Here is a 25,496-nt window from a genome sequence, read left to right as displayed (position 1 = left end):
GCGGCTAGGCTAGTGAATGAATTGATACACATCAATCACTGACTTGACATTGATCGGCGCTGCTCACGGCATCGATCAGGCCGAAACGATTTTGCCCGTAGTCCCAGCGCGCTTTTGATCTTGGTCAAACAGTCAGCGCATGAGACCCTGCACCTGCAACCCGGACTTTGGATCGGGAACGGGAGTTGCACATGGGACCGGGGGATGCGGCAACGCAAAGTGAGCAAGGCCTCGCACTGGGGCTGAGCACCTTTGCCTTCACCATCTGCTTTGCGGTGTGGACGATCTTCGCGATCATCGGGATCGAGATCAAGGCGGAACTCGGCCTCAACGACACCCAGTTCGGGCTGCTGATCGGCACCCCGATCCTCACAGGATCGCTGGTGCGGCTGATGCTCGGCATCTGGACCGACCAGTTTGGCGGGCGGATCGTCTTTCCGCTGACCATGCTGGCTTCGGCAGCATCGACTTTCCTGCTGTCCTATAGCGACAACTACTACCTGATGCTGCTGGCCGCGCTCGGCCTTGGCCTGGCGGGCGGCGGATTTGCGGTGGGCGTGGCCTATGTCTCCAAGTTCTATCCGCTCGAGAAGCAGGGCTCTGCGCTGGGCTTTTTCGGAATGGGCAATGTCGGCGCGGCGGTGACCAAGTTTCTTGCCCCATGGGTAATGGTGGCGATCGGCTGGCAGGGTGTGGCGCAGGTTTGGGCCGGCGTGCTCGCTGTGGTCGCGGTGGCGTTCTACCTCTTAGCCAAGGATGATCCCGAATATGCCGCGCGCAAGGTCGGCGGGATCGCGCCGCGCAGCCTGAAAGACCAGCTCGAACCGCTGCGCAACGAGCAGGTTTGGCGTTTCTCGCTGTATTATTTTTTCGTATTCGGGGCCTTCGTCGCTCTGGCGCTGTGGCTGCCGCAATACATGGTCGGGCTTTACGGCGTCGATGTGAAAGTGGCAGGCATGCTGGCTGCCACCTTCTCGCTCTCGGCCAGTCTGTTCCGCGCCTATGGCGGGATGCTGTCGGACAAATATGGTGCGCGGCGGATCATGTATGCGACCTTCGGCGTGTCGCTCGTCTGCCTGTTCATGCTGTCCTACCCGGCGACTGATTACGTGATCCATGGGATTGAAGGCGACATCGCGTTTTCGACCTCGATGGGTTTGGTGCCCTTCGTGATCACGGTGTTCGTGCTCGGCTTTTTCATGTCGCTGGGCAAGGCGGCGGTATTCAAGCACATTCCGGTCTATTACCCCAACCATGTCGGTGCGGTCGGCGGGCTGGTGGGCCTGGTCGGTGGGCTTGGCGGATTCGTGCTGCCGATCGTGTTCGGCGCGGTGAGCGATCTTACCGGCATCTGGACCAGCTGCTTCATGGTGCTGTTCGCGCTGGTCGGCGTGGCGCTGGCATGGATGCACATCGCCATCCGCCAGATGGAGCAGAAGGCGAGCGGGATCGACGCGCGTAGCCTGCCGCAATTCCCGGAAATGGCGGGTCTCCATGATGAAGCCCGCCACGCTGCTGCCCAGCCGAGCAAGGTGCTGGCCGAGTGGAAGCCCGAAGACCCCGCCTTCTGGCAGGCGCAGGGCGAACGCATCGCCCGGCGCAATCTGTATATCTCGATCCCCGCGCTGCTGCTCGCCTTTGCGGTGTGGATGGTGTGGTCGGTGGTGGTTGCGAAGCTTCCGCAGGTCGGGTTCGACTATACCACCGATCAGCTGTTCTGGCTGGCGGCCTTGCCGGGCCTTTCGGGGGCCACCTTCCGCATTTTCTACAGCTTTATGGTGCCGATCTTCGGCGGACGGCTGTGGACCACGCTTTCCACCGCTTCGCTGCTGATCCCGGCCTTCGGCATCGGCTATGCGGTCCAGAACCCGCAGACGCCCTACATTATCTTCCTGGTGCTGGCGCTGCTGTGCGGGTTCGGCGGGGGCAATTTCGCCTCTTCGATGTCTAACATCAGCTTCTTCTTCCCCAAGGCGCGGAAGGGCAATGCGATGGCGCTCAATGCGGGCCTCGGCAACCTCGGGGTGTCGGTGATGCAGTTCGCCGTGCCACTGATCATCACTGCAGGTGTGTTCGGCGCGCTCGGCGGGGCTGCACAGCAGACGGCGGATGGCGGCCAGCTGTGGCTCCAGAACGCCGGGTTCGTGTGGGTGCCGTTCATCATCGGCAGTAGCCTGCTCGCATGGTTCGGGATGAACGACATCGCCGACGCCAAGGCCAGCTTTGCCGAACAGGCGGTGATCTTCCAGCGCAAGCACAACTGGCTGATGTGCTGGCTCTATACCGGCACCTTCGGCAGTTTCATCGGCTTTTCGGCTGGCCTGCCGCTGCTCGCCAAGCAGCAGTTTCCGCAAGTGGACGTGCTGCAATTCGTGTTCCTCGGCCCGCTCGTCGGCGCGCTGAGCCGGGCGGCGACCGGCTGGGTGTCGGACAAGTGGGGCGGGGCGCGGGTCACCTTCTGGGTTTTCGTGCTGATGATGCTCGGCGTGCTGGGGGTGATGTATTTCATCCAGGCCGCCAGCTGGTGGGGCTTCCTGGGCATGTTCATCTTCATGTTCTTCATGACCGGGGTGGGCAATGCTTCGACCTTCCAGATGATCCCCAATATCATGCGGCAGGAAGTTCCGCGCCTGATGCCGGAACTCACCCCCGATGCGGCGCTCAAGCAGGCAGAGAAGGAATCGGCGGCGATTGTCGGCTTCACCTCGGCGATTGCGGCCTACGGCGCCTTCTTCATCCCCAAGAGCTTCGGCAGCGCGATTGCCGCAACCGGATCGCCGATGGCGGCCTTGTGGGGCTTCCTGATCTTCTATGCCAGTTGCGCCGCGCTGACTTGGTTCGTCTACACCCGCCGCGGCGGCCTGCTGCACGATATCGAACGCGGGCGCACGCCTGCTCCCGCCGTCCAACCTGCACCCCTGAAAGGAGCCGCTGCATGAGCCAGCTTCTCGACCGCCTGACCTTCTTCCGCCAGCCCAAGCAGGCCTTCGCCGGCGGGCACGGCGTCACCACCAACCAGAACCGCGACTGGGAGGACAGCTATCGCAAGCGCTGGCAGCACGACAAAATTGTGCGCAGCACCCACGGGGTGAACTGCACCGGATCGTGCAGCTGGAAGATCTACGTCAAGGGCGGGATCATCACCTGGGAAACCCAGCAGACCGATTATCCGCGCACCCGGCCTGACCTTCCCAACCACGAACCGCGCGGCTGCCCGCGTGGGGCAAGCTACAGCTGGTACATCTATTCCGCCCAGCGCCTGAAATATCCGATGGTGCGTTCGCGCCTGCTGAAACTGTGGCGTGAGGCCCGGGTGCTGCGCACGCCGGTAGCGGCATGGGCCTCGATCGTCGAGGATCCGGCCAAGCGCAAAAGCTACACCGCGATCCGCGGCCACGGCGGCATGGTGCGTTCGACCTGGGACGAGGTGAACGAGATCATCGCGGCTGCCAATGCCTACACCGCCAAGACTTACGGCCCTGACCGGATCATCGGCTTCTCGCCCATCCCGGCGATGTCGATGGTGAGCTATGCGGCCGGATCACGTTATCTCTCGCTGCTCGGCGGCACCTGCATGAGTTTCTACGACTGGTATTGCGACCTGCCGCCCTCTTCCCCACAGACCTGGGGCGAACAGACCGACGTGCCCGAAAGCGCCGACTGGTACAATGCCGGGTTCCTGATGATGTGGGGCTCGAACGTCCCCCAGACCCGCACGCCCGACGCGCACTTCATGACCGAGGCGCGTTATCGCGGCACCAAGGTCGCCGTGGTCAGCCCCGACTATGCCGAGGCGACCAAGTTTGCCGATCTGTGGCTGAACCCCAAGCAGGGCACCGATGCCGCGCTGGCGCTGGCGATGGGCCATGTGATCCTGCGCGAATATCACCTCGACCGGCAGGCCGAATATTTCGAGGATTACTGCCGCAAATATTCCGACATGCCGATGCTGGTGAAGCTGGTGGAAAAGGACGGCGCATGGGTGCCTGAAAACCTGCTGCGCGCCGCCGATTTCCTTGATGGGCTGGCCGAAGCCAACAATCCCGACTGGAAAACCGTCGCCATTGACGAGGCGACCGACGAGGTGGTGGTGCCGTCGGGCTCGGCGGGGTTCCGTTGGGGCGAGGAAGGCAAGTGGAACCTTCAGGAAAAGGACGGTCGCGGCAATGCCACCCGGCTGCGGCTGACCAATATCCTTGATGGCCAGCATGACGAGGTGATCGAGGTCGCGTTCCCCTATTTCGGCAATCTTGAGCACGATCACTTCCAGGGCACCGATCACCCCAGCGTGCTCAAGCGCCGCGTCCCGGTGCGGCAGGTGCAATTGAAGGACGGCAAGGCCTTCGTCGCCACCGTGTTCGATCTGTTCTGCGCCAATTACGGCCTCGACCGTGGCCTCGGCGGCGAGCATGTCGCCCGCGATTACGCCGCGATGGAGCCTTACACCCCGGCATGGGCGGAAAAGATCACCGGGGTGCCGGCTGATCACATCATCACCGTGGCCCGCGAATTCGCCTCCAATGCCGAGGTGACCAAGGGCAAGTCGATGGTGATCCTGGGCGCGGGGCTCAACCACTGGTATCACATGGACATGAACTACCGCGGCATCATCAACCTCTTGGTGATGTGCGGCTGTGTGGGCCAATCGGGCGGCGGCTGGTCGCACTATGTCGGGCAGGAAAAGCTGCGCCCGCAGACCGGGTGGACCGCGCTCGCCTTCGCGCTCGACTGGAACCGCCCGCCGCGGCACATGAATTCAACGAGCTTCTTCTACGCCCACACCGATCAGTGGCGGTACGAGACGCTGGCGGTGGAGGAAATCCTCTCGCCTACCGCGCCCGATGGCGACTGGGACGCGAGCCTTATCGACTACAACGCTCGCGCCGAACGCATGGGCTGGCTGCCATCTGCGCCGCAATTGAAGACCAACCCGCTCGAGCTGGGCAAGGCGATCAAGGCCAGCGGCAAGACCCCGGGCGAATATGTCGCCGAAGGCTTCAAGGCGGGCACGCTGGAAATGTCGTGCTTTGATCCCGATGATCCGGCCAACTGGCCGCGCAACATGTTCGTGTGGCGGTCGAACCTGCTCGGGTCGTCGGGCAAGGGCCACGAATATTTCCTCAAGCACCTGCTCGGCACCGCCCACGGCGTGCAGGGTAAGGACCTGGGCGAAACCGGCGCGGTCAAGCCCAAGGAAGTCAAGTGGCACGATGAAGCGCCCAAGGGGAAGCTTGATCTGCTGGTGACGCTCGACTTCCGCATGTCGACCACCTGCGTCTATTCCGACATCGTCCTGCCGACAGCGAGCTGGTACGAGAAGGACGATCTCAACACCTCGGACATGCACCCCTTCATCCACCCGCTCTCGGCGGCAGTGGACCCGGTGTGGGAATCGCGCAGCGACTGGGACATCTACAAGGGGATCGCCAAGAAGTTCTCCGAAGTCGCGCCTGAGGTGCTCGGCGTCGAGCATGACGTGGTGCTCACCCCGATCCAGCACGACAGCCCGAACGAGATCGCACAGCCCTATGACGTGGTCGATTGGGGGCTGGGTCAGGCCGAGCCGATCCCCGGCAAGACCATGGCCAATGTCGCGCTGGTCGAGCGGGATTATCCCAATCTCTACAACCGCTTCACCGCGCTTGGCCCGCTGATGGAAAAGCTCGGAAATGGCGGCAAGGGGATCGGCTGGAACACCGATCACGAGGTCGAGGCGCTGCGCAAGCTCAACGGCCCGGTGCTGAAGGATGGCCCGACCAAGGGCCTGGCGCAGATCGAAACCGCGATCGATGCCGCTGAGATGATCCTGATGCTCGCGCCTGAAACCAATGGCGAGGTCGCGGTCAAGGCCTGGGCCGATCTGGGCAGGAAGACCGGGCTCGATCACACCCATCTGGCGCTGCCCAAGGAAGAGGAGAAAATTCGCTTCCGCGACATTCAGGCCCAGCCGAGGAAGATCATCTCCTCGCCCACCTGGTCGGGGCTGGAAAGTGAGCACGTGTGCTACAACGCAGGCTACACCAACGTCCACGAACTGATCCCCTGGCGCACGCTGACCGGGCGTCAGCAGCTCTATCAGGATCACAAGTGGATGCGCGCGTTCGGCGAGGGCTTCTGCGTCTATCGCCCGCCGATCGACACAAAGGCGGTGCAGCCGATGCTCGATGAGGCCAAGGGCGCGCCGCACGTGATCCTCAACTTCATCACCCCGCACCAGAAATGGGGCATCCATTCGACCTATACCGACAACCTGCTGATGCTGACACTGTCGCGTGGCGGGCCGATCGTGTGGATGAGCGAGGTGGACGCCGCCAAGGCGGGGCTGGTCGACAATGACTGGGTGGAAACCTTCAATTCCAACGGCGCGCTGGTGGCCCGCGTGGTCGTGTCGCAGCGGATGAAGGAAGGCACGCTGTTCATGTATCACGCGCAGGAGAAGATCACGAACATGCCCGGATCACCTTTGACCGGGCAGCGCGGGGGCATCCACAACTCCGTCACCCGCGCCGTGCTGAAGCCCACTCACATGATCGGCGGCTATGTCCAGCTCGCCTACGGGTTCAACTACTACGGCACCGTCGGGTCCAACCGCGACGAATATGTGATCGTCCGCAAGCTTACAAAGGTCGACTGGCTCGAAGGGGCCCTCGCTGAAGGGGAGACCGCAGCATGAAAATCCGCGCACAGATCGGCAAGGTCCTGAACCTTGACAAGTGCATCGGCTGCCACACCTGCTCGGTGACGTGCAAGAACGTGTGGACCAGCCGCGAAGGCATGGAATATGCCTGGTTCAACAATGTCGAGACCAAGCCCGGCATCGGCTATCCCAAGGACTGGGAGAACCAGAAACGCTGGAACGGCGGCTGGGTGCGGACCGCCGGTGGCTCGATCCGGCCCAAGATGGGCGGCAAGTGGCGGCTGCTGGCGAAGATCTTCGCCAACCCCGATCTGCCCGAGATCGACGACTATTACGAACCCTTCACCTTTGATTACGCCCACCTGCAAAAGGCGGGCGAGAGCAAGGCCTTCCCCACCGCCCGCCCGCGCAGCCTGATTTCGGGCGAGCGCATGGAGAAGATCGAATGGGGGCCGAACTGGGAGGAAATCCTCGGCGGCGAATTCGCCAAGCGGTCGGAGGATTACAACTTCGAAGGGGTGCAGAAGGAAATCTACGGCCAGTTCGAGAACACCTTCATGATGTATCTCCCCCGGCTGTGCGAACATTGCCTCAACCCGACCTGCGTCGCCGCCTGCCCGTCCGGCGCGATCTACAAGCGTGAGGAAGACGGCATCGTCCTGATCGATCAGGAAGCCTGCCGCGGCTGGCGCATGTGCGTGTCGGGCTGCCCTTACAAGAAGATCTATTTCAACTGGAAAACCGGCAAATCGGAAAAGTGCATCTTCTGCTATCCGCGCATCGAAGCGGGCCAGCCGACGGTGTGCAGCGAGACCTGCGTCGGGCGCATCCGCTACCTTGGCGTTATGCTCTATGATGCCGACCGCATCGAGGAAGCCGCATCGGCCGAGAATGTCGAGGACCTCTATCAGGCGCAGCTCGATATCTTCCTTGATCCCAATGACCCGGCGGTAATCGAACAGGCGCGAAAGGACGGCGTGCCCGAAGCCTGGCTGGAGGCCGCGCGTCACTCGCCCGTCTACAAGATGGCGATGGAATGGAAGGTCGCCTTCCCGCTCCACCCCGAATACCGCACCCTGCCGATGGTGTGGTACGTCCCGCCGCTCTCGCCGATCAATGCCGCGGCCAGCGCCGGGCAGATCAGCGTTAACAACAACATGCCCGATGTGCGCTCGCTTCGCATCCCGCTGAAGTATCTCGCCAATCTGCTGACGGCAGGCGACGAGGAGCCAATTGCCCTGTGCCTTGAACGGATGCTGGCGATGCGCGGCTACATGCGCGCCAAATCGATCGAAGGCGTGCACAACGAGGCCATCGCCACGAACGTGGGCCTCACCGGCGCCCAGATCGAGGAGATGTACAAGGTGATGGCGCTGGCCGATTACGAGGATCGCTTCGTGATCCCCACCGGCCACCGCGAGGATGCCGAGGACATGTTCGAGGAACGCGGTTCCTGCGGCTTCAGCTTCGGCAATGGCTGTTCGGGCGGGTCGAACGAGACCAACCTGTTCGGCGCCCCGCCGGTCCGCAAGAAACTCCAGACCCCTTCGGAGGTGTTCTGATGCACAGCCTTCATCTCATTTCGCTGCTGCTGCAATATCCCTCGCTTGAATTGCAGGCGGTGGCAGGTGAAATCCGCCAGCGGCTCAGCACCGATCCGGCCCTGCCGCAAGCCGCCGTCGCCGCGTGCGAACCGCTGCTGACCCGGCTTGCCACAGCTGACATCTATGATGTGCAGGAAGCCTATGTCGATCTGTTCGACCGGGGCCGGGCGCACAGCCTGCACCTGTTCGAACACGTTCACGGCGAAAGCCGCGACCGGGGGCAGGCAATGGTCGATCTGCGCGCCCGTTACCTTGATGCAGGGCTGGAGCCGGCGGGCAATGAGCTGCCCGATTACCTGCCGCTGTTCCTCGACTACTGTTCGACCCTGCCCGATCCGCTGGCTCGCGACACGCTGGCCGAGCCCGGCGTGGTGCTGATCGCGCTGGCAGCGCGGCTGGCGGACAAGGGATCGGACTATGCCCCTGTATTCGCGCTGCTGTGCGAGATCGCCGGGCTGGAAATGGACGAAGCGGCGGCGAACGCGCTGCCGCCCGCCGAAGACCCCGAAACCCTCGAAGAACTCGACGCGCAGTGGGAGGAGGAGGAAATCCGCTTCACCGCCGATGCCGCGCCCGATCCCACCGCCGCCTGCCCGCAGGTCAGCGCCATGCTTGACCGGATGCGCGCACCCCTGCCCGAAACCCCTGCGAAAAGGAGCTGAACCATGGCCGACTTCCTCCACAATCTGCTGTTCGGCATCTATCCCTATATCGCGCTGGCGGTGCTGGCGCTGGGTTCGATCATCCGCTTCGACCGCGAGCCCTACAGCTGGCGTTCGGGTTCCAGCCAGCTCTTGCGGCGCAAGCAGCTGATGGTGGGATCGGTGCTGTTCCATGTCGGCGTGCTGTTCATCTTTGTCGGCCACCTTGTCGGGCTCTTAACCCCGATTGCGTTATTCGATGCGCTGGGCATCAGCCACGGGGCCAAGCAATTGCTGGCGATCGTCGCTGGCGGGATTGCGGGCGTGGCCGCGATCATCGGCGCAAGCCTGCTGATCCATCGCCGCTTCTTCGACCCGCGCGTGCGGGCCGCCTCGAACTTCAGCGACAATGCCATCATCCTCATCCTGTGGGTGCAACTGGCGCTGGGCCTCGCCACGATCCCGCTGTCGGCGGGGCATCTCGACGGGCACGAGATGGTCAAGTTCATGACCTGGGCACAGAGCATCTTCACCTTCCGTAGCGGTGCGGCAAGCCACATTGCCGATGTGCATATCATCTTCAAACTGCACCTGTTTTTGGGGCTGACGATCTTCCTGCTGTTCCCCTTCACCCGGCTGGTGCACATGCTGAGCGCGCCGGTGCGCTACCTGTGGCGCAGCGGCTATCAGATCGTGCGCTCGCGCCGGAGCCTCAGCCATGGATGAGGTGATCGAACGGGCTGCAGTGCGGGTCGGCGGTGTGGAAATCCCCGCCACCGCCATCGCCGCCGAAGCGCAGAACCACCCCGCGCCTGATGCCGCCACGGCGTGGACCGAAGCCGCCGAGGCGCTCGCCATCCGGCAATTGCTGCTGGCCGAAGCCGAGCGGCTCGGGATCGATCCTGGCGAACGCGAGGACGCGCAGGGCCGCGCGCTCGCCGCGGATGATGCGAAGATCGACGCGCTGCTGGAGAGCGAAGTTCGCGTGCCCGAGGCTACCGAGGCCGAGGCGCGGCGCTTCTATGATCGCCACCGCGAACGCTTCACCTCCGAAACGTTGGTCGAGGCCGAGCACATCCTGTTCTCGGCCAACCCGGCGGATGAATTCGCCTATAGCCTTGCGGTCGGCGATGCGCGCATGGCGATCCGGGCGCTGCAAGCTGATCCGGCCTGTTTCGGCGAGCTGGCGCGAGCCAAATCGGCCTGCCCGTCGAAGGGACAGGGCGGCAATCTCGGCCAGATCGGCAAGGGGCAGACCGTCGCCGAATTCGAAGCCGCGCTGTTCGACCTTGGCGAAGGCGAGCTGTGCCCAGAGCCGGTGCGCACCCGCTTTGGCGTGCACGTGATCCGCGCCGGACGCCGGGCCGAGGGGCAGCAATTGCCGTTCGAAGCCGTGGAGGCGACCATCCGCGACTATCTGGAGGAAACCACCACCCGCAAGGCGGTGGCGCAATACCTGTCGATCCTCGCCAGCCAGACCACCATCGAAGGGGTTGACCTGCCGATTGCGGACGGGCCGCTGGTGCAGTGACCATCCCTCGCTCCCCCGATGTCCTGCCGCTGTCTGACGCGATCGGTCGCCGGTTCGAATACCTGCGCCTTTCGCTGACCGAGGTGTGCAACTTCCGCTGCACCTATTGCCTCCCCGAAGGCTACCAGAAGCCGTGCCAGCGTCCCGCGGAACTGACGGTTGAGGAAATTCGCCGCGCGGTGACGGCTTTCGCGCAGCTGGGGTTGTGGAAGGTGCGGCTGACCGGCGGCGAGCCGACGTTGCGGCGCGATTTCGAGAATGTCGCCAGCGCGGTCTCCAGCGTGCCCGGCATCCGCCGTGTGGCGATGACCACTAATGGCTATCGCCTCGCCGAGCGGGCGCAGGCGTGGCGCGATTGCGGGGTGAATGCGATCAATATCAGCGTCGATTCGCTCGATCCGGCGCGCTTTGCCGCGATCACCGGACATGACCGCCTGGGCGAAGTGCTGCGCGGGATCGAGGCAGCGCGGGATGCGGGGTTTGAGAGTATCAAGCTGAACGCCGTGCTGATGCGCGGGGTCAATGATGATGAACTCGCGGCGATGGTCCAATTCGTCACCACCCGCGATCTGTCGCTGCGCTTCATCGAGGTGATGCGCACCAATGACAACGCTGCTTTCTTTGACCGTCACCATGTCGCTGGCCAAAGCGTGATCGACCGGTTGGAAGCCGCGGGCTGGCAGCGACTGTCGCGCGCGGCTGGGGCGGGGCCGGCGGTGGAACTCGGCCATCCCCACGCCACGGGCCGGATCGGCATCATCGCGCCCTATTCACGGGATTTCTGCGCCAGCTGCAACCGGTTGCGCATGTCGTCGGATGGTAAGCTGCATTTGTGCCTGTTCGGCGATGGCGGGATCGATCTGCGCCCGTTGCTCGCCGCTGATGACCCCGCGCCTCTCATCACCCGCATCCGCGCAATGGTGGGCACCAAGGCCCCCGCGCATCGGCTGCATTCGGGCAATAGCGGCGCAACTCCGCATCTCGCGTCCATCGGAGGATGATCATGAAACAAGCGCAACTCGACATCGAACTGTGCGGGCGCCTCGCCGACGCCTGCGGGCCGGTGCTGGGGCTCGCCGTCCCGGAGAACGGACTGCAGGTGACAGCGATGCTGGACGATCTGGCCAGCGCCTACCCGGCACTTGGCGAGGCGCTTCGTAGCATCCGCATCAGGGCCTGCATCAATGAAACCATCGTCGCCAATGATGCGATGGTGCGCCCCGGAGATCGGGTCGCGCTCTTTCCGCCGGTGTCGGGAGGATGACGATGCAGGTCGAATTGGCGCAGGCCCCCTTCGAACCGTCGCTGCGGCTGGCCGCGTTTTCCGCGGCGCTCGAGGATGAAGGCGCGGTTGTCAGCTTCACGGGGCGGGCCCGGGGGCGCGGCGCGGATGGTGCGGCGGTCTCCTCGCTGGTGCTGGAGTGCTATCGCGGCGTTACCCTCCAATCGATGAAAGCGATCGCGGCCGACGCGCAAAGCCGGTTCGCGATTACCGCCAGTATCGTCATCCACCGCGCAGGCCCGATCGCGCCGGGCGAACCCATCGTTTTCGTCGCCACTGCTGCACGCCACCGCAGGGCGGCCTTCGAGGCGGCGGACTACCTCATGGACCGGCTCAAGACTGAGGCAGTGTTCTGGAAACGCGAGGAGCATGATGGCATCTCGACCTGGATCGAGCCGACCGCGCGGGACCGGGAAGACGCGCAGCGTTGGCGCGACAAGGTGAATGACAATGCCGGGAATTGACCAAAGCCTGACCTTTTACCCGCTGGGCATGGCGGTGCTGACCATCTCGGATACCCGCAACCTTGAAACCGATACCTCGGGCGCATTGCTGTGCGAGCGGTTGCAGGGAGCCGGGCACCACCTGCACGACCGCGCCATCGTGCGTGACGAGATCGCCGAGATTCGCGCGCAGTTGCAGGCGTGGCTCGCGCGGCCCGAGATCGAGATCATCCTCACCACCGGCGGCACCGGCTTTTCCCCGCGTGACAACACGCCCGAAGCGGTCAAACCGCTGATGCGGCGCGAGATGGACGGGTTTTCTGTCGCCTTTCACCAGAAAAGCCTCACCAGCGTCGGGATTGCCTCGATGCAGTCGCGGGCCTTTGCCGGGCAGGCGGGCGATGCCTTCATCTTCTGCGTGCCGGGATCGACTGGCGCATGCCGCGATGCGTGGGACGGGCTGCTGGAGCTGGAGTTTGATAGCCGCCACAAGCCGTGCTCGATCGCCGGGGCGCTGCCACGTCTGAGGGATGTGTGTGCGTGATCAGTTTCGACGAGGCTCTGGCGCTGCTTGAAGCCTCGGCCTTGCGGCTGGGGGCAGAGGAAGTGCCGCTAGCCGGAGCAGCCGGGCGGGTTTTGGCAGAGCCGCTCACCGCCCGCAGCGATGGCCCGCGTGTCGCCGTCGCCGCGATGGATGGCTATGCGGTGCTGGATGCAGGCACCCGGCCCGGAGAGGCAATGAAGGTGGTCGGCGAAGCGCGTGCCGGGGCGGGTTTTTCCGGCACGCTTGGCGCGGGCGAGGCGGTGCGGATCTTCACCGGCGCTCCCCTGCCCGTCGGCGCGGATCGCTGCATCATGCAGGAATATGCCACCCGCAAGGGCAAGACTGTGCGCTTTGCCGAAGGATACGGCCCCGGCTGGCACGTGCGCGCCGCCGCAAGCGATTTTGCCGCCGGAGCAGTGCTGCTGGAGGCCGGAACGCGGCTCACTGCCCGGGCAATGATTGCAGCGGCGGCGGCGGACCGAGCGCGCATAGCCGTGGCGCGGCGGCCACGGACGGCGATCATTGCCACCGGCGATGAACTGGCAGCTCCTGGCGAAGCGCATCTGGCTGCCGACACCATCCCCGAAAGCGTCAGCTTCGGCGTGGTGGCGATGGCCGAACAGGCCGGGGCGCGGATCGTGCGGCAGTCGATCGGCGGGGATTGCCTGCCCGATCTGGAAAAGCTTGCAGGAGCGGCGCTGGCGGAGGCCGACCTCGTGATCGTCACCGGTGGCGCCTCGGTCGGGGAGCACGATCTCGCCAAGCCGATGTTCGAATGCCACGGGCTCAACCTCGTGTTCTCCAAGGTCGCGATCAAGCCCGGCAAGCCGGTGTGGCTGGGGATGGCCGGGGACAAATGGGTGCTGGGCCTGCCGGGCAATCCGACTTCGGCGGTGGTCACGGCGCGATTGTTCCTGACGCCGCTGCTCGGCGCTCTGCAAGGCCAGTCGATCCGCGACGTGTTGCGCTGGCGGCGCCTGCCGCTGGCCGCGCCCTTACCTGCAAATGGCGGGCGGGAAAGCTTCGTGCGCGCGGCTTGGGAGAATGAGGGGCTGGTGCCGCTCACCAATCAGGACAGCGGCGCGCAAGGTCCGCTCGCCCGAGCGGATTGGTTGATCCGCCGCGCGCCCGACGCACCTGCCCTAGCGGCAGGTGCGCCGGTCAGCGCGCTGGCTTTCGAGCAAGGCGGCTGAGATGCGCTTCCGCCTCGGCCAGAGCAGCGGGATCGTTAATATTGGCGAAGGGATCGAGCGCGCCGGTCTCGGGCCATGCGACATGAACCACGCCCTGCACGGCGGCGAAGCGCCACAGCGACGCACCGCCTGCCGCGATGTAATCGGCCAGCGCCGCCTCATCCACACGCCACAGCGCCGCCAGGGGTTGATACTTGCCGCGGCTGACCGGCATGGCGACCTTGTTCGCGCCCAGCGCCGCACCGAGCCGCGCCGCGAGATCGTGCGGCAGGAAGGGCTGGTCGCAGCCGATCAGCAGCACCTCGGGCCGGCCCTGCGCGGCGGCAAAGCCGAAGGCGCTGGCAAGCGCGCTGATCGGCCCGCGTCCCGGTGCCGCGTCGCACAGCAGCGGCCATCCGTCCGCCGCGAACTGGCCCTGTTCGCGCACCGCCAATGCCACACAGTCCGACTGCGCGCTGGCGCAACCCATCGCATAGTCGAGCAGCGGCTTGCCACCGAGCAGGCGCAGCGGCTTGTCACCACCGATCCGCTGGCCTTCGCCTCCGGCTGCGATGACAATAGCAGGGGCAGGGGCATGGGCAGGAGGAGCGATCATGCGGTGGGCGACATCCGGCGTTGCGATAGCCGCCGCGATAGGCCGGATCGTCCGGCTTGCAAACCCGTGGGCCGCCGCGCCACAAATTCCCCTCAAGGAGACTGCCCATGACCGCCACCACCACCACGATGCAGCGCCACCGCGCCTGGCGCGGCCCGGCGCTGCTGAGTTTCGGGTTCCGGCCGTTCTTTCTGCTCGGCGCGCTGTGGGCGGCGCTGGCGATGGCGCTGTGGGTGGCGATGCTGGCGGGCAAGCTGACGCTGCCGACCGCGTTTGATCCGGTAAGCTGGCACGCGCATGAATTCCTGTTCGGCTATCTCGGCGCGATCATCGCCGGGTTCCTGCTGACCGCCGTTCCCAATTGGACCGGGCGCTTGCCGGTGACCGGTTGGCCGCTCGCGGGGCTGGTCGCGGCATGGCTGGCCGGGCGGGTGTCGGTGACTCTTTCGCAAGAGCTCTCGCCGCTGGCTGTGGCGCTTGCCGATCTTGCGCTGACAGTCGCACTCGCCGCGCTGCTGGGCCGGGAGATCGTGGTCGGCAAGAACTGGCGCAACCTGCCGGTCGTCGGCCTGCTGGTGGTGTTCGGCTGCGCCAATGCGCTGTACCATTGGGAGGCAGCGAGCGGCGCTTTTGCAGCGCAAGGAATGGGCCTGCGGCTTGGCTTGGCCGCCGTGTTGATGATGATCGCGGTGATCGGCGGGCGGATTGTGCCGTCCTTCACCCGTAACTGGCTTGCCAAGCAGGGCGAGGGCCGCCTGCCGACTCCGCCGATGCAGAGCTTCGATCTCGCCGCGCTCGGCGTGCTGCTGGCGGCCCTGCTGGCATGGGTGGCGGCGCCTTTCGCGGCCTTCACCGGCATGGCGCTGGCGCTTGCCGGGGGCCTGCATTTGGCGCGTATGGCGCGTTGGGCGGGGGATCGCACCTTCGCCGAGCCGCTCGTTACGGTGCTGCATGTCGGCTATGCCTTTGTGCCGCTGGGGGCGCTGGTGGGGGCGGTGGAGATTCTCGGATATGGCTGGATTGGCCCAGGCAGCGCGCAGCATTTGTGGACGGCGGGTGGCTTGGGATTGATGACGCTGGCGGTGATGACGCGTGCGACTTTGGGCCACACGGGCCGCGCCTTGACCGCGGGGCGCGGGACAATGGCCATCTATGCGGCGGTAGTCGTTGCGGTGTTGGCACGGATTGCGGCCGGCGCCTGGCCCGAGGCTGCGGACGCATTGCACAGCCTGTCCGGCATGTGCTGGATCGGGGCGTTTGCCGGCTTCGCGGCGCTTTATGGCCCGATGCTCCTGCGCCCGCGTCAGGCGGCGGGTTGAGCCATGGGCTGGACCGAATTTGCCGCCGCGCTCGGTACGTTTCTTCTCTCGCATGCCGTTCCGGTACGCCCCCCGGTAAAGCCCTGGCTGGTAGGCCTGGTGGGTCAGCGCGGCTTTACCATCGCCTATTCGCTGTTGTCGCTGGCGCTGCTGGCCTGGTTGATTACGGCGGCTGGCCGGGCGCCCTTTGTCATGCTGTGGGCTTGGGAGCCTTGGCACAACCATCTGGTGCTGGCGGTAATGGCAGTTGTCTGCCTGATCCTTGTGCTCGCCATAGGCAGACCCAATCCGTTTTCCTTCGGCGGCGCGAACGCTGCCGCGTTCGCCCCCGCTCGGCCGGGTATCGTCGGTTGGATGCGCCACCCCTTGCTGGCCGCGCTCGCGCTGTGGGCGGGGGCGCATGCCTTCGCCAACGGGACACTCGCCCATGTCGTTATGTTCGGCATTTTCGCCGCCTTCGCGCTGCTGGGAGGACGGTTGATCGACCGTCGCCGTCAGCGCGAGATGGGGCCCGAGTGGCAGCGGCTGCACCGTGTTATCGTGCGGCCCGGCGCGGGGGCGGTGATGTTTGGACAGCCGCTGCGTCTGGTAGCGGCCGGGGCGCTTTACCTTGTCCTAATTCTGATCCATCCGCTGTTGTTCGGGGTCAGTCCGATCCTGTGATCGGAAACGCGCCCTGAACTTGCGAATGAGCGGGGGGTTGCTTACGCGCTGCTCACCCGCAAAGAATTTCTATCGGCTTTGTCCGGCGCGCGATCGTGCCTGGTGCGTTATGCCTGAACGGCAGGCGAATTGCCGCTCATGATGCCAGAAAGAACGCCGATGACGCCGAAAACACACAAACCGACGGGCAGTAACGCCTTGCTTCAAAAAGGCGACACTTCGGCTCCGCTGTCGCTTTCCGGCCTGATCCGCGTGCATGTGCGCCTGCGCCAGGCGCTGCGGGCAGTCGGACCGGCGATGCCGCGTCAGCGTCCGCACGAAGCGCTGCGGGCGGCTTTGGGTGCGGGGCTGGCGCTCTCGCTTAGTGCCGGGCTGCTCGTGGTGCTCAGTGCCTGGCGCGGCGATATCGCGAGCTTCCTGTTGATCGCTCCGCTTGGCGCGAGCGCGTTTCTGCTGTTTGCCATCCCCAATTCCCCGCTGGCCCAGCCATGGTCGGCAGTCGTCGGCAACACGGCTTCGGCCCTGGCGGCTTTAGCGGTGCTGCAATTCGCCCTCCCTGCGGAAATCAGTGTGGGATTGGCGGTGGGCGCCGCGATCATCGCCATGGCGAGCCTGCGCGCGATGCACCCGCCCGGTGGTGCGGTGGCGCTGGCAACGGTGCTGGTCGCGTTCGAGGGCGGTGACATCGGCATCGGTTTCGCCGTGTCGCCTGTGCTGCTCGATACTGCGTTACTGGTGCTGCTGGCGATTGGCTACAATCGCCTGACCGGTCGCCACTATCCGTTTCGGCAGCCGGGGGAAGAAGGCGGGCACAAGACCGGCGATGCCGCGCCCGACCGGCGTCTCGGCCTGACGCCCGACGAGTTGGAGCGCGTGCTCGAGCGCTTCAATCTCGGAGCGAATATCGGTGCCGAGGATTTTGGCCGCATCTTCGCCGCAGCCGAGGCCGAAGCGGCGCGCCGCCACTTTGGCGGGCTGACCTGCGGCGAGGTCATGTCGCGCGATATTGTCTCGGTAGGACCGGAGGCTGATCTGGGCATGGTGGCCGATCTGTTTCGCAAGCACCATTTCAAGACCCTGCCGGTAGTGGGCGATGGGGGGCGGCTTGAGGGGATCATTTCGCAAAATGATCTGATCCAGCGCGCTCGCACGCTGGCGTTGCCGACCGCAGGCGGGTTTGTGGGTAGCCTGCGCGCCCTGGTCCATCCGGCGAATCGTGCGCTTTGCGCCAGCGACATCATGACGACGCTGTTAAAGACCGTAGAGCCGAATGACGGTGTGGGGGTGCTGGTTCAGCTGCTCGCCGATGGCGGGGTTCAGGCCGCTCCGGTGGTGGATGGCGACCGGTTGGTGGGAATCGTTACCCGTTCCGATCTGCTGGCCGTGCTGGCGCATCAGACCGTGCTGGCGGGCGCAGTCACGCCGACGGTCTAGGTGGGCGTGTCTATTGGCAACATGATGGTCATGAGCAGTACGGCGTCGGTCGTTGCATCAAACCCGTGCACCGCGTCTTCATCGAAGAACACCCATTGATCCGTGTCTAGCATCAGCGTGCCGCCGGCGATCTGAACAGCGACCGAGCCTTTGAGGCAATGGAGCGTAATCTGGGAGGCAAGCCGGTGGGCGGGGATCGTGTCTCCCTGTCTCAGCACAAGGCGGATGGTTTCGAACTTGTCGGTCTTGACGATGGCTCTGGTACCGGGCTGGTCAGACGAGACGGCAAGATCGATCACTTCGCCTGAACTGGCATGATGCAAGGCCATAGGCTGTTCTCCTTTATGCGATAACGCAGGCGTCGGCGCATCAGGCAGGGCTGGGCTGGGGGTCCCGCAACAGGCGCTCGCGGAAAGCGCTCACATGGGGCACAAGTTCGCTGATGCGGCGCTGGTCGAGCCGCGTGAGGAAATCCTCCATGGCCTCGCTCAGCAGCGGCTTCAATCCGCACATGCCGTTGATGACGCAGCCCGATCCGGCGGCAAAGCAGGACACGAAGGCGTCGAGGTTCTCGAACCGGCGCACCACCTCGCCCACGGTGATGGTCTCCGCCGGCCGCGCCAGACGCATCCCGCCGCCGCGGCCGCGAAAGGTCTCGACCAGCCCGGCGGCCTGCAGGCCCTGCACCACCTTGGCGAGGTGGTTGCGCGAAATCCGGAAGCGCTGGGCAATCTCGTCGACCGACAGGTGCCGGTCGGCGGTCGCAAGGGTCATGAGCACGCGCAGGGCATAATCGGTGTGAAGGCTGAGCTGCATGAAAATATGTATATCAGATATTGCTTTTCCCTGCAACGCGCCATAATGGGCATATCACTTGCCTATTAAACGGATCGACCATGATCGACGCGTACACATCGCCGTCACCCCCGCCAAGCGACGCCCGCCGCCATGTGCTGGCCAAGCGCGCGGAAAAGCGGGCGGCTGCAGAGGAAATCGGGGTCGATGCCGGCTTCATCGACGCCATGGTCGAGACCTTCTACGCCGCGATCCGCACCGATGATCTGCTCGCCCCGATCTTTGCCGAGCGTGTGGATGATTGGCCCGAGCACCTCGCCCGTATGAAGGCGTTCTGGCGATCGGTGCTGCACAATAGTGGCGAGTTTTCGGGCAACCCGATGCTCAAGCATCTGGCCATTCCGGGTCTGGAACTCGCGCACTTCACCCGCTGGCTCGATCTGTTTTATGCGACCTTGCGGCAGCTTGAACGCCATCCTGAAGCGACCGGACTGGTCGCGGGCCGGGCGCGGATGATCGCCGACAGCCTGTTCACCGCCATCGAAATGCGACGCTCCGGATTGGCCGGAGGGCGCGCAGGAAAGGACCTGCCCCATGCTTGATGCCTCCAACCCGCATTTCCTTGCCGACCATGTTGTCCATGGTCCTGTCGATCCTGAGACTGATCAAACTGCGCAGTCCGCTGTGGCTACGCGGCACGAGGCCAATGATAATCACGCAGATCCAGCGCGGGTTGGAGAGCGGCGGACCTTTGAGCTGCCGCGCTTAATCTGGATCGGCATGATCGCCTGTTACGTGGTCTTTCTCGCGGCGCTCCTTGCCGCGACGGGCGCGGGGCGAGCAGGTTTCGCCATAGCTGTCTCGGCAGTCTATGTGGTCATGTTCTTCGGCACCGCCCGTGCCGTCGCACGCCAAAGCCCGCGTCAGGCAGCAAGCCAGCTCGAACGGCAGGGTGCCTCCCTGCAAACTGCCTTCGGCCCAATGTCGCGCGGTGCCGTATTCGGACAGATCCTGGTCGTTCCGGTAGCGGTGGCAATGTTCGGAATCGCTGTCTCGGTGATCATTGCAGTATTGGCATAAGGAAAATCAATTCTGTCAAAACAGTGATCATCGGCCTCGTCCAAAAGCAATTTGGGCCTGATTTGGGCATTCCCTTTGTCTTGGCGTACTGGATTTCGGGCTGTCGATGTCTCTTCGCATCCCATGTGTGAACATTGGATCGGCGCCCGTCAGGCAGGGTCGGCGATTTGTTAGCTTTCGACGACGGCATTTGACCGAGCACAAAGCCCCCGCGCCGCATCTCCCTCACCTTGGCAGCATCCAGAGGGGGGAGTCGGCCCATGCGCATTCTGTTCGTTCATCCCAATTACCGTTCCGGCGGGGCCGAGATTGCCGGGACATGGCCGCCCGCATGGGTCGCCTACCTGTCCGGCCCGCTGAAGCGCGCCGGGTTCGACGACATCACCTTCATCGACGCGATGACCGAGGGGCTGTCGGACGACGAGCTGCGCCAGCGCATGACCGCGCTTCAGCCCGATGTGGTCGGCACCACCGCCATCACCCCCTCGATCTACGCCGCCGAACGCGTGCTGGAAATCGCCGCGCTGCATGTGCCGCAGGCGGTGCGGGTGCTGGGCGGGATCCATGCGACCTTCATGTACCAGCAGGTCCTCGCCGAGGCCCCGCATATCGATGTGATCGTGCGCGGCGAGGGGGAGGAGATCGCGGTCGAACTCTTCACGGCGATCAAGGAAGGCCGCTGGCCCGCCAACGCGCGGAGCATCAAGGGCCTCGCCTTCCGCGAGGGCGAGCAGGTGATCGCCACCGAGGCCGCGCCCACGATCAAGGACATGGCGTCGATCAGGCCCGATTGGGATGTGCTCGACTGGAGCCAGTACACCTACATCCCCCTCGGCACCCGCGTCGCGATCCCCAACCTCGCGCGGGGTTGCCCCTTCACCTGTTCCTTCTGTTCGCAGTGGAAGTTCTGGCGCGACTACCGCGTGCGCGATCCCAAGGACGTCGTCGACGAAATCGAGGAGCTCCACGAGAAACACGGCGTCGGCTTCTTCATCCTCGCCGACGAGGAACCCAGCATCAACCGCAAGACCTTCGTCAAGTTCTGTCAGGAGCTGATTGATCGCGGCCTGCCCGACAAGGTGAAGTGGGGGATCAACACCCGCGTCACCGATATCTACCGCGACCGCGACCTGCTGCCCTTCTACCGCAAGGCGGGCCTCGTCCATGTCAGCCTCGGCACCGAGGCGGCCGCGCAGATGAAGCTCGACCGGTTCAACAAGGAAACCAAGGTCGAGGAGAACAAGCAGGCGATCAAGCTGCTGCGCGAGGCGGACATTTTCGTGGAAGCGCAGTTCATCGTCGGGCTCGACAATGAAACGCCCGAAACGCTGGAGGACACCTTCCAGATGGCCTGGGACTGGCAGCCCGATCTTGCCAACTGGGCGATGTACACGCCCTGGCCCTACACCCCGCTGTTCGAGACGCTGAAGGACAAGGTCGAGGTCCACGACTTCTCGAAATACAATTTCGTCACCCCGATCATGAAACCCGCCGCGATGGAACGCGGGGAGCTGCTCGACGGGGTGATGAAGAATTACCGGCGCTTTTACATGAGGAAGGCGCTGTTCCATTATCCCTGGCGCGGCACGGGGTTCCGGCGACGCTATCTGCTCGGCTGCCTGTGGGCGTTTTTGCGTGCGGGTTTCAAGCGGACCTTCTACGATCTCGGCAAGGCGGGATACTGGGGCCCGCAGACCAAGAAGCAGCTCGACTGGCACTTCGACGAAAGCCGCCTCGCCGCTGCCGATGCCGCGACCGACTGGGAGACCAACGCCGACAAGGCCGCGCAGGCCAAGGCTCGGCGCGAAGCGGTGCGCGAGCAGATGAAGGAACGCGCGCAAGAGCGCGCCAAAGACCGGCTGGAGCTGTAGCCGTGCATGGGTCTTCTGCGGGGGGTGATCCTGCCGCATTGATCGGGCCCAACGCAGTGCTCCAGACCGCGGCAGCGATGGAGGCGCGGCAGCGATGGAGGCGCGGCTGGGGCAGGCGGAGACCCGCACGATCCTTGATGCAGCCCAGATCGCTGCCTTGCCTTCGGGCGAGGCGATGATCCCCGAGGTGCAGGCCCTGCGGCTGCACCGCTGGCTGGCGCTGCACCAGCCCCTCGGCAGCTTCGCCATCGCCGAGGAAGCGGGCGCGCGCACTGCCGACTACATCATCGCCCACCGCATTCCGCGCCCCGCCGTGTGGCTGCTGCTGCACCTGCCTGCAGCGGCCGCCGCGCCGCTGCTGATGGCGGCGATCCGCAAGCACGCCTGGACCTTCATCGGCGTGGGAACGTTTGTACCGCATAGCGCAAGGCGTTTCACCATTGACTGGAGCAGGGCAGGCGATCCGATGATGCCGCCCGATAGCCTGTTCCACTGGTATGCGGCGGTCTTCACCCGGCTTTACTGCCGACTGGTGGCGGGCGATTGCACCTGCCGGATGACCCAGCTCAATGCGCCGTGCGATGCTGCGCGCGTCTATCACATTAGCAGAGGTTAGCTGCCGCGCTGCGGGTTACGCCCGGACTCACGCATTGTGAATTGGCACCCGACAGATGATTGCGGCGCGTCGTTCCGCTGCGTTCCACCTTCAGCGCGCGCAGTGTCAGTGCTTCGCGCAGCAACAACTCTATTTCGGCATTGACGCTGCGCAGATTACGCTCGCTGGTGCTGTTGGAAGACAGGGATGACGGTAAGCGCCATAGCATCACACTGGACACAGTTTACATGGACAGTTAAGGTATCGGAATTTACATAATGTTTATTATCTTATCGATATCGATGATTATTGTTATATATATCATAAGGTTGTGCCGGATCATTTCGTCCCGATACGAGCTTTACGTGAAGCCCGTGTCCCTCCTGGCTATCGCTTCAAGCTGCCATCTGAATTCTTAAAGCAACCGGGCTGCCGTCGGTCTGCGGCGCGCTGTGTCAGGTTGACAGACGGATCGAACAATCACGCCAAGGTATGCTTCGGTGCCTCGCTTGGTTATGCATAAGCCCCGTTATAGACGCCCTCAAGGTAATGATAGACCCATTCAACTTTGCCGTCCTTGACGTGCTCCATTGCTGTCTTGGTGCCCATCGATACGATTGGTGTGTTTTTGAACCAATCCACGGCACCTTCAAGCGAGCCGGCCATTTCGGTTGCGAAAGCCAGCAGGCGGACCAGCGGTGCCAAAGCGTCGTGACCCTTTCTGCCAAGCGGCTCTGCCGCCAAGGTGCTGCGGCTCACGCCGACCATTCTAGCCAGCTCGGCGAGCGAAATGTTCAGCTGCTGGGCCAATGCGCGCGGATTTATCGATCCTCTGTCAATTACATCCGGGCTTTTGGGGTCATGCATGGTACTGAGTCTCCTTGGCGCGAGATGGTGTATTCGCCGCACGAAATCGAGGCAAACCGGCGCTTGGCGCAGGGAAATCGGATACAGCGATGATGAGCTGTCCTGCCGCGGCAGGACGCGCCAAGTTTGCCCGGTGAGATCCGATCACGCTCCGTCTATCCCGACGTTTCATTCCGTCCCGGTCCGTTTCCTCCTGCTCCAACCATATGATACCTTCGTCACGAGGAGCAAAATATGTCGACCGTCCGCAAAACCATCACGCTGAGCCACGCGCAGGATATCTGGATCAAGGCTCAGATTGCACGGGGGCTATTTACCAGCGACAGCGAGTATATCCGTCATCTCGTGCGCCGCGATCAGGAGGAGCAGGGCAAACTCGCTGAACTGCGCAAGGCAATGAACGAAGGGATCGACAGTGGCCTAAGCGAGCGGTCGCTTGACGATATCTGGACCGAGGGAGAAGAGCGCGCGAAACGTGGGCTTGGCGATGCCGAGGCGGGACGCACCGTCTCTGCCAAGGACGTTCATGCCGGAATAGCCGCCAGGCATGACTGGGCATCTTGAAGACCCTGCTGAACGCGCAAGCAGCCCGCTTTGATCCGAACGGGACTCTGGCTGGACGTGCCAACGCCAGTATTGCTAAGTCGGAGGCGGTCGAACACTAGGTGGCTGAGCTGATCCGTGCCGAGCGTTGGGAAAAATGTGGGTAAAGAATTACAATGGTCTTTTAAATTGCTGATATAAATTACGTTTTCTTAGTACAAAGTCGGACACCCTCTCCGCCAGTGGCCCTTCCACAAGCGTCGAAAAAACATCTGTTTTCCTTGATTTCTAGCCATTTCGTGCTAAAGAGTGTTCTGCATTTGTTTCGATATTTCCGCATGCATCCGCAACGATTGGGGGCATATCTGGGGGCATCGAAACGCGGCTTTGGGGGCACAGATGCTCAGCGAAATGGCAGTCCGGCAAGCGAAGGCGAAGGACAAGGATTACAAGCTCTCCGATTCCGAAGGGCTCTATCTGTTTGTGGCCAAATCTGGCCGTCGAAGCTGGCGTCTAAAGTACCGATTTGCGGGGAAGGAGCGACGGCTGATCCTGGGTGCCTATCCCGAGTTGTCGCTGAAGGAAGCGCGTGACAGGAAGTGTGATGCTCGAAAGCTGCTTGCAGAAGGGAGAGACCCCGGTTTCGAAGCAAAGAAGGCAGCCATTGCGCGAGCCATGGCAGCGTCGAACACCTTCGAGGTTGTGGCGCGTAACTGGTTTTCACTTTAGGAAGACCGGTGGACGCCTGTCCATGCAAGGGACGTAATCGCTAGCTTGGAAAAAGAGGTGTTTCCGTGGATCGGCGCCTTGCCGATCGCCGAGCTTGATGAACCGACAGTGCTTTCCGTGCTCAGGAAGATTGAAAAGCGAGGGGCCATCGAGACGGCTCATCGCGTACGCCAACGCATGTCAGCCGTTTTCGTGCAGGCGATTGCTGAAGGGCTTTCGGCGAGGGATCCTGCCGCTGTGGTGGGCAAAGCCCTCAAGCCAGTACCACGCGGACGCAAGCGGCCTGCAATTGTGAGCATCGAAGCGCTTCACGACATGATCCGCAAAACGGAAGCGGAACTGGCCTCGCCGCTCACTAAGCTCGCATCGCGTTTCGCGGCACTGACGGCTCAGAGGCTTGGGGCCAACCGCAAGAAGACTCAGCGGCTCTACAAGCAGGAAGGTCTGGCGGTGAGGCGACGACGCAGCCGCAAGCGTGCTGTCGGCACTTGGGCACCTGCTCCAGTGCTGGCACTTCCGAACCAGCGCTGGAGCCTCGACTTCGTTCACGATCAGATGGCTTCTGGCAGACGGTTCCGGGTGCTCAACGTGGTCGATGATGTGACCAGAGAGTGCCCGGCAGCGGTGCCGGACACCTCGATCTCGGGTCACCGTGTCGTGCGCGAGTTGAGCTGGCTGATCGCCCAGCGGGGCAAGCCGGGGATGATCGTCAGCGATAACGGCACCGAGCTCACTAGCAATGCCGTGCTCGCCTGGGGGTCACGTTAGGGCTCAGACCAGCGGCCTGCAATGATCGTGAATGAGCCGGTTCGGGCTTGTCCGCCCCAAGGTCGATTTATCAGCAACCTTGTACCGAATGACGCAGCTTGCGTTCAGCTGCGAAAAAGCGATATGCTGGCGACATTCGGTCACCGGGCGATCAATGATCGACCCGGTAAATCTGTTTGTTGGTGGTAACATTCGCCGTCATCACGAAGGGTCGAAAAATGTCGGAAAAAATCATCGAAAAGCTTGTCGACATACTGCAGGAACTTGATCAGGCCGACGAGCAAATCTGCGCAGCAAATGTCCAAATGGTCATCGACAAGCTCTCCTCATCAGCGACAAAATCCAGAATCGAAGGGTAGGGC

The 25,496-nt window shown here is 63.6% G+C and carries 24 protein-coding genes and 2 pseudogenes; 22 read left to right on the top strand and 4 right to left on the bottom strand.

Going from position 1 to position 25,496, the window contains the following annotated elements; all coding sequences use genetic code 11:
• Window positions 1-191: 191 nt before the first annotated feature.
• The 11 genes from ACU0AG_RS06370 to ACU0AG_RS06320 are packed head-to-tail and all read left to right on the top strand — an operon-like array spanning window position 192 to window position 13,875.
• The gene (locus ACU0AG_RS06370) at window positions 192-2,939 is read left to right on the top strand and encodes a nitrate/nitrite transporter (RefSeq protein ID WP_482781426.1); all 2,748 of its coding nucleotides are present in this window, start codon (window positions 192-194) and stop codon (window positions 2,937-2,939) included.
• Entirely contained in the window at window positions 2,936-6,673 is a 3,738-nt protein-coding gene (locus ACU0AG_RS06365) for a nitrate reductase subunit alpha (RefSeq protein ID WP_482781425.1), read from the top strand. The genes ACU0AG_RS06370 and ACU0AG_RS06365 overlap by 4 nt, the downstream gene beginning before the upstream one ends.
• Window positions 6,670-8,199 (top strand): nitrate reductase subunit beta, encoded by a 1,530-nt coding sequence (narH, locus tag ACU0AG_RS06360; protein ID WP_482781424.1) that lies wholly within the window; start codon window positions 6,670-6,672, stop codon window positions 8,197-8,199. The genes ACU0AG_RS06365 and narH overlap by 4 nt, the downstream gene beginning before the upstream one ends.
• Window positions 8,199-8,903, top strand: a complete 705-nt coding sequence (narJ, locus tag ACU0AG_RS06355; protein ID WP_482781423.1) for a nitrate reductase molybdenum cofactor assembly chaperone — start codon at window positions 8,199-8,201, stop codon at window positions 8,901-8,903. Before narH ends, narJ begins: the two co-directional genes overlap by 1 nt.
• Window positions 8,904-8,906: 3 nt before the next feature.
• Window positions 8,907-9,608 carry a respiratory nitrate reductase subunit gamma gene (gene narI, locus ACU0AG_RS06350; protein WP_101794589.1) on the top strand — a complete coding sequence of 234 codons (702 nt, stop codon included), beginning with the start codon at window positions 8,907-8,909 and terminating at the stop codon, window positions 9,606-9,608.
• A complete protein-coding gene (locus ACU0AG_RS06345; RefSeq protein ID WP_482781422.1) occupies window positions 9,601-10,413 on the top strand; it encodes a peptidylprolyl isomerase in 813 nt (270 codons plus the stop codon). Before narI ends, ACU0AG_RS06345 begins: the two co-directional genes overlap by 8 nt.
• Complete coding sequence (moaA, locus tag ACU0AG_RS06340; protein WP_482781421.1) at window positions 10,410-11,414, top strand: GTP 3',8-cyclase MoaA; 1,005 nt, start codon at window positions 10,410-10,412, stop codon at window positions 11,412-11,414. Before ACU0AG_RS06345 ends, moaA begins: the two co-directional genes overlap by 4 nt.
• A gap of 2 nt (window positions 11,415-11,416) precedes the next feature.
• On the top strand, window positions 11,417-11,677 hold the full coding sequence (locus ACU0AG_RS06335; protein ID WP_482781420.1) for a MoaD/ThiS family protein: 261 nt from the start codon (window positions 11,417-11,419) through the stop codon (window positions 11,675-11,677).
• A complete protein-coding gene (locus ACU0AG_RS06330; protein ID WP_482781419.1) occupies window positions 11,674-12,159 on the top strand; it encodes a molybdenum cofactor biosynthesis protein MoaE in 486 nt (161 codons plus the stop codon). Before ACU0AG_RS06335 ends, ACU0AG_RS06330 begins: the two co-directional genes overlap by 4 nt.
• Window positions 12,146-12,682: a molybdopterin-binding protein gene (locus tag ACU0AG_RS06325; protein WP_482781418.1), complete on the top strand. Its 537-nt coding sequence runs from the start codon at window positions 12,146-12,148 to the stop codon at window positions 12,680-12,682. Before ACU0AG_RS06330 ends, ACU0AG_RS06325 begins: the two co-directional genes overlap by 14 nt.
• Window positions 12,679-13,875 (top strand): molybdopterin molybdotransferase MoeA, encoded by a 1,197-nt coding sequence (locus tag ACU0AG_RS06320; protein ID WP_482781417.1) that lies wholly within the window; start codon window positions 12,679-12,681, stop codon window positions 13,873-13,875. Before ACU0AG_RS06325 ends, ACU0AG_RS06320 begins: the two co-directional genes overlap by 4 nt.
• Here the strand turns inward: ACU0AG_RS06320 and mobA are convergent.
• The gene (gene mobA / locus ACU0AG_RS06315) at window positions 13,844-14,470 is read right to left on the bottom strand and encodes a molybdenum cofactor guanylyltransferase (RefSeq protein ID WP_482781416.1); all 627 of its coding nucleotides are present in this window, start codon (window positions 14,468-14,470) and stop codon (window positions 13,844-13,846) included. The two genes, ACU0AG_RS06320 and mobA, sit on opposite strands and share 32 nt — an antisense overlap.
• A 107-nt stretch (window positions 14,471-14,577) precedes the next feature.
• On the opposite strand from mobA, the gene ACU0AG_RS06310 reads away from it, so the two are divergent.
• The 3 genes from ACU0AG_RS06310 to ACU0AG_RS06300 all read left to right on the top strand — a co-directional run bounded on the left by ACU0AG_RS06310 (window position 14,578) and on the right by ACU0AG_RS06300 (window position 17,886).
• Window positions 14,578-15,789 carry an NnrS family protein gene (locus ACU0AG_RS06310; protein WP_482781415.1) on the top strand — a complete coding sequence of 404 codons (1,212 nt, stop codon included), beginning with the start codon at window positions 14,578-14,580 and terminating at the stop codon, window positions 15,787-15,789.
• Between the two features lie 3 nt (window positions 15,790-15,792).
• Window positions 15,793-16,452, top strand: coding sequence for an NnrU family protein (locus ACU0AG_RS06305; protein ID WP_482781414.1), 660 nt, complete (start codon window positions 15,793-15,795; stop codon window positions 16,450-16,452).
• Between the two features lie 138 nt (window positions 16,453-16,590).
• On the top strand, window positions 16,591-17,886 hold the full coding sequence (locus tag ACU0AG_RS06300) for an HPP family protein (RefSeq protein WP_482781640.1): 1,296 nt from the start codon (window positions 16,591-16,593) through the stop codon (window positions 17,884-17,886).
• Here ACU0AG_RS06300 and ACU0AG_RS06295 read toward each other — a convergent pair.
• Together ACU0AG_RS06295 and ACU0AG_RS06290 are read right to left on the bottom strand one after the other, a co-directional pair.
• Complete coding sequence (locus ACU0AG_RS06295) at window positions 17,883-18,215, bottom strand: cupin domain-containing protein (protein ID WP_101794598.1); 333 nt, start codon at window positions 18,213-18,215, stop codon at window positions 17,883-17,885. The genes ACU0AG_RS06300 and ACU0AG_RS06295 overlap by 4 nt on opposite strands.
• 40 nt (window positions 18,216-18,255) lie before the next feature.
• Window positions 18,256-18,702, bottom strand: coding sequence for an RrF2 family transcriptional regulator (locus ACU0AG_RS06290; protein ID WP_482781413.1), 447 nt, complete (start codon window positions 18,700-18,702; stop codon window positions 18,256-18,258).
• Window positions 18,703-18,782: 80 nt separating this feature from the next.
• Between ACU0AG_RS06290 and ACU0AG_RS06285 the strand changes: the two genes are divergently transcribed.
• The 4 genes from ACU0AG_RS06285 (at window position 18,783) to bchJ (ending at window position 22,248) form a co-directional block, all read left to right on the top strand.
• On the top strand, window positions 18,783-19,283 hold the full coding sequence (locus ACU0AG_RS06285; protein ID WP_482781412.1) for a group III truncated hemoglobin: 501 nt from the start codon (window positions 18,783-18,785) through the stop codon (window positions 19,281-19,283).
• A complete protein-coding gene (locus tag ACU0AG_RS06280) occupies window positions 19,276-19,761 on the top strand; it encodes a hypothetical protein (RefSeq protein WP_482781411.1) in 486 nt (161 codons plus the stop codon). Before ACU0AG_RS06285 ends, ACU0AG_RS06280 begins: the two co-directional genes overlap by 8 nt.
• A gap of 260 nt (window positions 19,762-20,021) precedes the next feature.
• The gene (gene bchE / locus ACU0AG_RS06275; protein WP_482781410.1) at window positions 20,022-21,632 is read left to right on the top strand and encodes a magnesium-protoporphyrin IX monomethyl ester anaerobic oxidative cyclase; all 1,611 of its coding nucleotides are present in this window, start codon (window positions 20,022-20,024) and stop codon (window positions 21,630-21,632) included.
• 94 nt (window positions 21,633-21,726) lie between these two features.
• The gene (bchJ, locus tag ACU0AG_RS06270; RefSeq protein ID WP_101794602.1) at window positions 21,727-22,248 is read left to right on the top strand and encodes a bacteriochlorophyll 4-vinyl reductase; all 522 of its coding nucleotides are present in this window, start codon (window positions 21,727-21,729) and stop codon (window positions 22,246-22,248) included.
• 492 nt (window positions 22,249-22,740) lie between these two features.
• Here bchJ and ACU0AG_RS06265 read toward each other — a convergent pair whose 3' ends face one another.
• On the bottom strand, window positions 22,741-23,094 hold the full coding sequence (locus ACU0AG_RS06265; RefSeq protein WP_482781409.1) for a helix-turn-helix domain-containing protein: 354 nt from the start codon (window positions 23,092-23,094) through the stop codon (window positions 22,741-22,743).
• Between the two features lie 234 nt (window positions 23,095-23,328).
• Between ACU0AG_RS06265 and ACU0AG_RS06260 the strand changes: the two genes are divergently transcribed.
• From ACU0AG_RS06260 to ACU0AG_RS06245, 4 genes and pseudogenes are all read left to right on the top strand, one after another.
• The gene (locus tag ACU0AG_RS06260; RefSeq protein ID WP_482781408.1) at window positions 23,329-23,658 is read left to right on the top strand and encodes a type II toxin-antitoxin system ParD family antitoxin; all 330 of its coding nucleotides are present in this window, start codon (window positions 23,329-23,331) and stop codon (window positions 23,656-23,658) included.
• Window positions 23,659-24,036: 378 nt separating this feature from the next.
• A complete protein-coding gene (locus ACU0AG_RS06255; RefSeq protein WP_482781407.1) occupies window positions 24,037-24,366 on the top strand; it encodes an Arm DNA-binding domain-containing protein in 330 nt (109 codons plus the stop codon).
• A gap of 15 nt (window positions 24,367-24,381) precedes the next feature.
• Window positions 24,382-24,600, top strand: a pseudogene (locus ACU0AG_RS06250) (phage integrase central domain-containing protein); the annotation flags it as partial.
• Between the two features lie 168 nt (window positions 24,601-24,768).
• Window positions 24,769-25,122: pseudogene (locus ACU0AG_RS06245) on the top strand (DDE-type integrase/transposase/recombinase); the annotation flags it as partial.
• Window positions 25,123-25,496 lie beyond the last annotated feature (374 nt).

The sequence above is a fragment of the Erythrobacter sp. RANMB8 genome (assembly GCF_056848235.1).
This window is presented reverse-complemented; position numbering and strand designations above follow the sequence as displayed.